Here is a 7,856-nt window from a genome sequence, read left to right on the forward strand (position 1 = left end):
GGCGGTGCCTGCGGCGGCGCGAGCCGCGGCCAGCACGGCGTCGTCCACGCGCGGCGGCGGTGCGGTCGCGGCGGGCCGGCCCAGCAGGCGGGCCAGTTCGCGTTCTTCCGGCGTCAGCGGTTCGGGGTGGTTCATGGGTTCAGCTCCCCGCGCAGCTTGTCCATCGCGTAGCGCAGCCGCGACTTGACGGTTTCCCGGCCCACGCCGGTGATCTGCGCGATTTCCTCCAGGCTCAGTTCCTGCTCCAGGCGCAACTGCACCACCATGCGCTGGTCGTCCGGCAGCTGCTCCATCGCCAGCTGCAGTCGCCGACGCTGTTCAAACTCGGACAGCTGGGTCTCCGGGGTGTGGCGGTCGCTCATCGCGTTGATGCGCTCCTCGGCATCCCCAGGTGCGGCGGGTCGGTGCCGGGCAGCGCGCCAATGATCATTCAGCCGATTATGGGCAATGCGGAACAGCCAGGTGGTGAAGGCGGCTTCCGGCTGCCAGCCGGCGCGGGCGGCAATCACCCGCTGCCACACGTCCTGGAACAGCTCGTCGGCCAGCGCGGCATCGCGCAGTTGGCGCAGCAGGAAGCTGTACAGACGGCTGCGATGGCGGCTGTAGAGGGCTTCGAACGCGCGCAGGTCGCCGGCGGCCCAGGCCTGCATCAGGGATTCATCGGTGGGCAGGGCAGCGGCATCCACGGCACACAGGGTAAGCGCTGAATGGGCGCGCGCATAGCCGGCAGGCGGGGAAAGGACGGCGGACATCGGGCGGTATCACGGCGAAGACACACCGAACAACGTATGGAAGGGTGTTTTGGGGTTGACGGGCTTCCATTGCCCCCCGGCAGTCGCGCTATGCTCGGGGGAGGGGAGGCATCGGGACTCCGGTGTCAGAAAGAGATCAACATGCTGTCCAGCCAGATTGTGACGTCCGCAGGACATCCTGAGCGTGGCGCGGTGGTGTCCACCGCGCTGGCGCACGCGCTGTGTGCACTGCTGCCGGAGGGCAGCATGCTGGCGCTGGGCTGGTCCGACGGTGGCCTGGGTGAGGGCGGCGTGGCGGCGGGCGGCGGCAGCACCGGGCCGGCTGATCTCCCGGGGGCGCTGTTCGGGGCCGCGCTGCCTGCCGACGGCAGTCTGCGCCGCTGGCATCACCAGGGCGGCGCATTGGCCATCCACGCCTGCCTGGCCGACGGCACGGTCCCGCAGGAGGCCTGGTGGACCCTGGCTCGCGCAGGTCTGCAGGATGCGCTGGTGATGGCGCGCCAGCGCGAACAGATTCTGTCGCTGGACAACTCCAAGCGGCTGCAGCAGGCGCTGTACGAGATTGCCGACCTGGCCGGTGCCGATCTGGAAATGACCGAGATGCTGCGGCATTTCCACCGCGTGCTGAACTCGCTGATGTATGCCCAGAACTGCTACATCGTCGAGTACGACGACATCAACCGGCGCATTCGTTTCCTGTATTTCGCCGACCAGCGCGACACCTTCGTGGCCGATCCGGATCGCAGCTACGAAGAACATGAAATGCCGCGCAGCCTGACCTTCGCGCTGCTGCGCCATGGCAAGCCGCTGAGTGGGCCGTCCAATGAGCTGCTGGCGTCGCTCAGCGACGAGGTCGATCCGCGGCGCGGACCGGAAAGCCTGGACTGGCTGGGCGTGCCGATGCTGCGCGACAGCCGCGTCTGCGGCGCGATCGTGGTGCAGAGCTATGAACATGGCGTGCGCTACAACGAGGCGGATCGCACCTTGCTGGGATATGTGGCCCAGCACATTCTGACCGCCATGGACCGGCGACAGGCGCAGGTGCAGTTGGAGCGCCAGGTGGAACGGCGCACGCTGGAACTGCAGCGCGCCAACCACAGCCTGCAGGACGAAGTGATCGAGCGCCGTCGCGCTGAAAAACTGCAGCTGGCGTTGTTCAACATCGCTGAAATGGCAATGAGTGCCGAAAGCCTGCATCAGTATTACGTGCAGGTCCACGGGGTGGTGGGCACCCTGCTGGATGCGCGCAATTTCTACATCGCGCTGGTCAATGAGGGGGGGGACGGACTGGACTTCGTCTACTCGGTGGATGAGTACAATCCGGCGCGGCCGTCGCGTCCCTTCAGCCACGGCTTGACCGAGTACATCGTGCGCAACCGCCAGCCACTGCTGGCATCGCGGGAACACATCGATTCCCTGCGCGCGGCCGGGCGCGTGCACGAGTTCGGTGCGCGCTCGCATTGTTGGCTGGGCGTGCCGCTGCTCAGCGACGACGAGGTCGTGGGCGTGATCGTGGTGCAGAGCTATTCGCCGGAGATCAGCTTTACCGCGCACGACCAGCGCCTGCTGAGTTTCGTTGCACAGAACATCGGCAATGGCCTGGCGCGGCAGCGCAACCAGGAGCAACTGCGGCTCGCACACGCCGAGCTGGAAAAGCGCGTGGAAGAGCGCACCCGGGAACTGGCCGAGGTCAACGAACAGCTGCTGGGGCAGATCGGCGAGCGCCTGCGTGCCGAGCAGCGGCTGACCCACCAGGCGCTGCACGACGCACTGACCGGGCTGCCCAACCGCGTACACCTGCTGGACCGGCTCGAAGATGCGATCAACCTGGCCCAGTTGCCGGGCGGCCCTGCGTTCGCCGTGCTGTTCCTGGACCTTGACCGCTTCAAGCTGGTCAACGACAGCATCGGGCACGCGGCCGGCGACCAGATGCTGGTCGAGGTCGCCCGCCGCATTGTGTCCATGGTGGGCACGGCCGACGTCGTTGCACGGTTGGGCGGCGACGAGTTCGCCATCCTGCTGCAGTGCCCGGACGGGCTGGATTCGGCGCGGGAGTTTTCCCAGCGCATGCTGGCGGCACTGGAAGAGTCGATGTGGGTGCAGGGGCGCGAGCTGTTCCCGTCCGGCAGCCTGGGCATCGCCCTGTGGGGCCCGCGCTATCGCAATGCCGAGGAGCTGGTCCGCGATGCTGACGCCGCGATGTATCGGGCCAAGGCGCAAGGGAAGGACCGCTTTGCGGTGTTCGACGAAGCCATGCGCGAGGAGGCGCTGCGCAGTCTGGACCTGGAGGCCGACCTGCGCCGGGCGATCAACAACCGCGACTTCGTGCCGTACTACCAGCCGATCGTGCGGCTGAGCGACGGCCAGGTGATGGGTTATGAGGCGCTGCTACGCTGGCAGCACGAGCGGCGCGGCCTGCTGCTGCCCAGCGCGTTCCTGGACCTGGGCGAGGAAAGTGGCCTGATCGAACAGGTGGACTGGCTGCTGTACGAAGATGTGATCAGCCAGCTGGCACAGGGCGGCGAGGGCTACCTGTCGGTCAATGTCTCGCCTCGGCATTTCCGCTCGCCGGATTTCAGCCAGCGCCTGTTCGGCTTGATCGAAGCGGCCGGGGCAGACCCGCGCCGGCTCCGGCTGGAGATCACCGAAGTGGCGTTGCTCGATGACGGTCCGCGCACGCTGCGTGTACTGCAGACCCTGCGCGAGCGTGGCGTGCTGGTGCAGCTGGACGACTTCGGCACCGGCTTCTCGGCGCTGTCCTACCTGCATCGCTTCCCGATCTCCACCCTGAAAATCGACCAGAGCTTCATTGCCGGTCTGCACGGTCGCGACATGCAGAGCACCTATGCGCTGGTACAGGGCGTGCTGTCGCTGGCGCGTACGCTCGGCATTGAAACGGTGGGCGAGGGGATCGAGAACGCCGCCCAGCGGCAGACCCTGCTGCAGCTGGGCTGCGACTATGGGCAGGGCTACCTGCTCGGTCGCCCCGCCCCGATGGACGCTTTCGTTACCGGTTGATCAACGCAAGGCGGTACGGCGCTTCTCGTCGATCCACTTCGACGCCTGTGCCGGCTGGTAGGCGCGCATCCAGTCCAGCATGGCGTCGATGTCCGAGCCGTACCAGAGGTCAGCGCGCTGGTCCGGGTGCAGGAAACGCTCTTCGACCATGCGATCGATCATGCCGATCAGCGGCGCATAGAACCCATCCACGTCCAGGAACGCGCACGGCTTGTTGCCGATGCCGAGCTGGCGCCAGGTGAGCATCTCGAAGATCTCTTCCATGGTGCCGAAGCCGCCGGGCAGGGCCACGAAGGCGTCAGCCAGGTCGAACATGCGCGACTTGCGCTCGTGCATGGAGCCGACGATTTCCAGCTCGGTCAGGCCGCGGTGGGCCACTTCCCAGTCCGCCAGCTGCTGCGGGATCACCCCGGTCACTTCACCACCGCCAGCCAGCACGGCATTGGCCACCGTGCCCATCAGCCCGACATTGCCGCCGCCATAGACCAGGCGCAGGCCGTCACGGGCGATGCGGTCGCCCAGCGCGATCGCGCGCTCGGTGTAGATGGGCTTGCTACCGGCGTTGGAGCCACAGTAAACGCAAATCGACTTCATTGGATCTTCCTGTGTTCAAAATTGCTGCGACGGAAACGAAAAAGCCCCGCCGTGAAGGGCGGGGTGTTTCCGTGATGCAGACAGCCATTATCGCATGATGTACAGCCGGGCTCCGCCCGGCTGAACGTGACCGGCTTACGCCGCCTGCGAAGCTTCCCGGCGCGGCCCTTCTTTCAGGGCGCGGCCCACCAGCTGCACCAGCAGGTCCAGCTCGTCGCTGCCCATGCCGAAATGCGGGGTGAAGCGCAGCGAGTTTTCACCGCCATGAATGACGTTGATGCCATGGTTGCGCAGCCATTCCTCGGTGGAATTGGCCCCGTAGCATTTGAACTGCGGTGCCAGCTCGCACGAGAACAGCAGGCCGGTGCCCTGGACCTTGGTGATCAGGCCACCCAGTTCGGACTTCAGCTGTTCCAGCTTGCGTACCGCCTCGACCCCGCGTTCGCGGATGTTCTGCCGCACCTGCGGGGTGAGCAGGCCGAGGGTGGCGCAGGCCACGTCCAGGGCGCGCGGATTGGAGGTCATGGTGTTGCCGTAGATGCCCTTGCGGTACAGCTGCGCGGCATGCTCGGTCACCGCAAGCACGGAGAGCGGGAACTGCGCGGCATTGAGCGCCTTGGAATAGGTTTCCATGTCCGGCGCGTCCAGCCCCTCGAAGCCGGGGTAGTCCACCAGCGACAGCACGCCGTGCGCACGCAGGCCGGCCTGGATGGAGTCGATCAGCAGCAGGCTGCCGTGCTGGCGGGTCAGCTCGCGCGCCAATGCATAGAACGCCGGCGGCACCGAACGGCCCGGGTCGCCTTCGCCCATCACCGGCTCCAGGAACACCGCCTCGATGAACCAGCGCTGCTCGGCGGCGTCGGCGAACACCTGCTTCAGTGCGGCCTCGTCGTAGGGCGCGACGGTGATCACGCTGTCCTCGCCGCGGTAGCTGGCGAGGTGCTGCACATAGCTGCGGCGGCTGGAATCGGAGTACAGGGCAGGGCGGTCAGTACGCCCGTGGAAGCTGCCCTTGACCACGACCCGTTTGATCTTGGCACCGGCATGGCGGGCCCCCGGGTCGGTCTGCAGCTTGGCGTTGACGTCGGCGATGCGCGCGGCCAGACCGACCGCCTCCGAGCCGGAGTTCAGGCACATGAAGCGCGCGTACGGGGAGCCGCCGCGGGTATGGCCGATCTCCCGCTGCAGGGCCTGGATGAACCGGCGCTGGGACAGGTGCGGGGTCATGACGTTGGCCATCACCTGGGGTGCAGCCAGCGCCTCCAGTACCGCCGGCGGGGTGTGTCCGAACCCCAGCATGCCGTAGCCGCCGGCGTCGTACAGCACCGCGCCTTTCAGGGTCACCACCCAGGCACCGCGCGCGGCCAGCGCCACATAGGGCGTCACCGCGTCATCGGCATAGAAATTGACGAAGCCGTCCTGCATGGCCGCGATCTGGTCGCGTTCGTCCAGTGCCAGCAGGTCGCTGATGTCCTCGCTGACACGCGCGAACTCGGCGGCTGCCGCGTCCACCGCGGCCAGCAGCTCAGGATGGGCGGTGGCCAGGCGCTCCAGAGTGGCGTCATCCAGGCCGGCGGTCAGGCGGGTGCCGGGCTGGGCGCGGAGTGGGGCGAGGCGGTCGATGAAGCTCATTGCAGATCTCCTGAAACGAATGGCGGCACGGCGAAAAACGCAAAACGCGCGACCAGGCGCGCGCTTCGGGGCTCGTGCATCGGACTTCCGGCTCGATGCTAGCACGCGCGTTTTCGCGCGATAACCCCGCTGAAAACTGTTGCATAGCAGCATTTTGCGCGACGTTGGCCGCCATCTGCATTGCCACCGGGGGCCAGTCGTACAATGCGCGACATTCCCGACCTGTTGCTGCACGCCGCCTTGAAGAAGTCTGATTTCCACTACGACCTTCCGCCCGAACTGATTGCGCAGGCCCCGCTGGCCGAGCGCTCAGCCAGCCGCCTGATGCTGGTGCCGCCGGCTCCCGCCGCGTTCGAGCACCGCCAGATCCGTGACCTGCCGGAGCTGCTGCAGGCGGGCGACCTGCTGGTGTTCAACGACACCCGGGTAATTCCGGCGCGCCTGTTCGGGCAGAAGGCCAGTGGCGGACGGGTCGAGATACTGATCGAGCGGTTGCTGGGCGGGCAGCAGGCGCGGGCCCAGGTCGGGGCCAGCAAGTCGCCGAAGGCGGGCAGCCGTATCGCCCTGGATGCGGGCGGCGAGGCCGAAGTGCTTGGCCGCGACGGCGAGTTCTATGTGCTGCAGTTCCACGTGCCGGAAAGCCTGGAGCAGTGGCTGCTGCATGCCGGTCGGCTGCCGCTGCCGCCGTACATCCAGCGCGAGCCCGGCATGGACGACCGCGAGCGCTACCAGACCGTGTTCGCCCGCGAAGTGGGTGCGGTCGCGGCCCCCACCGCCGGGCTGCATTTCGATGAGGCGCTGCTGGCGGAGCTGAAGGCGCGTGGCGTGAACACCGGCCACGTGACCCTGCACGTGGGCGCGGGCACGTTCCAGCCGGTGCGGGTGGACGACCTGAAAGACCACGTCATGCACCGGGAGTGGCTGAACGTGGGAGCCGAGCTGGTTCAGCAGGTCCGCCAGACCCGCGCCGCCGGCGGTCGCGTGATCGGCGTGGGCACCACCGTGGTGCGCGCGCTGGAAAGCGCCATGCGTGACGGCGAACTGCTGCCGTACGCCGGCGAAACCCAGATCTTCATCACCCCCGGCTACCGGATCGGCAGCGTGGACGCGATGATCACCAACTTCCATCTGCCGGAAAGCACCCTGCTGATGATGATTTCGGCGTTCGCCGGGCAGGAGAGGGTGTTCGAGGCGTACCAGGCGGCGATTGCGGAGAAGTACCGGTTCTTCAGCTACGGCGACGCCATGCTGCTGTTTCCCAAATAAGCCGCTTTCTGGGCGATAATCGACGACTATTTGCCCTGTATTCGTCCCGATGTCCCGACTCCAGTTCCAGCTCCAGACCACCGACGGCCGTGCCCGTCGCGGCCGCCTGACCTTCCCGCGTGGAACGGTGGAAACCCCGGCGTTCATGCCGGTGGGTACCTACGGCTCGGTCAAGGGCGTGCTGCCGGAGCAGATCCGGGCGCTGGGGGCGGAAATCATCCTCGGCAACACCTTCCACCTGTACCTGCGTCCGGGCCTGGACGTGATTGCCGACCATGGCGGGCTGCACGGCTTTGCCCGCTGGAACGGCCCGATCCTGACCGATTCCGGCGGTTTCCAGGTGTTCTCGCTGGCCCACCGGCGCAAGATCACCGAACAGGGCGTCACCTTTGCCTCGCCGACCGATGGAGCCAAGGTGTTCCTGGGGCCGGAAGAGAGCATGAAGATCCAGAAGGTGCTCGATTCGGACATCGTGATGATTTTCGACGAGTGCACCCCGTATCCGGCCACCGAGCAGGTTGCCCGCACCTCGATGGAACTGAGCCTGCGCTGGGCCCCGCGCAGCCCCACCCCCCCCCATCAACGGGGCACCGA

The 7,856-nt window shown here is 67.0% G+C and carries 6 protein-coding genes; 3 read left to right on the forward strand and 3 right to left on the reverse strand.

The window, feature by feature from the left end; genetic code table 11:
• Window positions 1-131 precede the first annotated feature (131 nt).
• On the reverse strand, window positions 132-686 hold the full coding sequence (locus tag QMX83_RS18560; RefSeq protein WP_282298122.1) for an RNA polymerase sigma factor: 555 nt from the start codon (window positions 684-686) through the stop codon (window positions 132-134).
• Window positions 687-893: 207 nt separating this feature from the next.
• On the opposite strand from QMX83_RS18560, the gene QMX83_RS18565 reads away from it, so the two are divergent.
• On the forward strand, window positions 894-3,770 hold the full coding sequence (locus QMX83_RS18565; RefSeq protein ID WP_282298117.1) for an EAL domain-containing protein: 2,877 nt from the start codon (window positions 894-896) through the stop codon (window positions 3,768-3,770).
• Here the strand turns inward: QMX83_RS18565 and QMX83_RS18570 are convergent, their stop codons facing one another.
• Both QMX83_RS18570 and QMX83_RS18575 read right to left on the reverse strand, forming a co-directional pair.
• Window positions 3,771-4,364, reverse strand: coding sequence for a TIGR00730 family Rossman fold protein (locus QMX83_RS18570; protein WP_282298118.1), 594 nt, complete (start codon window positions 4,362-4,364; stop codon window positions 3,771-3,773).
• Window positions 4,365-4,499: 135 nt separating this feature from the next.
• Window positions 4,500-5,996, reverse strand: a complete 1,497-nt coding sequence (locus QMX83_RS18575; RefSeq protein WP_282298119.1) for an aminotransferase class III-fold pyridoxal phosphate-dependent enzyme — start codon at window positions 5,994-5,996, stop codon at window positions 4,500-4,502.
• 204 nt (window positions 5,997-6,200) lie between these two features.
• Here QMX83_RS18575 and queA point away from each other — a divergent pair, with 204 nt between their 5' ends.
• Complete coding sequence (queA, locus tag QMX83_RS18580; protein ID WP_282298120.1) at window positions 6,201-7,262, forward strand: tRNA preQ1(34) S-adenosylmethionine ribosyltransferase-isomerase QueA; 1,062 nt, start codon at window positions 6,201-6,203, stop codon at window positions 7,260-7,262.
• Window positions 7,263-7,311: 49 nt separating this feature from the next.
• Window positions 7,312-7,856, forward strand: a 545-nt coding sequence (locus tag QMX83_RS18585; RefSeq protein ID WP_282298121.1) for a tRNA guanosine(34) transglycosylase Tgt, incomplete at its 3' end; no start/stop codon positions are given.

The sequence above is a fragment of the Stenotrophomonas sp. PS02289 genome (assembly GCF_029960115.1).
Lineage (GTDB): Bacteria > Pseudomonadota > Gammaproteobacteria > Xanthomonadales > Xanthomonadaceae > Stenotrophomonas.

What these genes read in the sequence shown, in the direction of transcription:
- QMX83_RS18565 (WP_282298117.1), top strand. Translation starts at nt 894, where the DNA reads ATGCTGTCCAGCCAGATTGTGACGTCCGCAGGACATCCTGAGCGTGGC.
- QMX83_RS18570 (WP_282298118.1), bottom strand. Translation starts at nt 4,364, where the DNA reads ATGAAGTCGATTTGCGTTTACTGTGGCTCCAACGCCGGTAGCAAGCCC.
- QMX83_RS18575 (WP_282298119.1), bottom strand. Translation starts at nt 5,996, where the DNA reads ATGAGCTTCATCGACCGCCTCGCCCCACTCCGCGCCCAGCCCGGCACC.
- queA (WP_282298120.1), top strand. Translation starts at nt 6,201, where the DNA reads ATGCGCGACATTCCCGACCTGTTGCTGCACGCCGCCTTGAAGAAGTCT.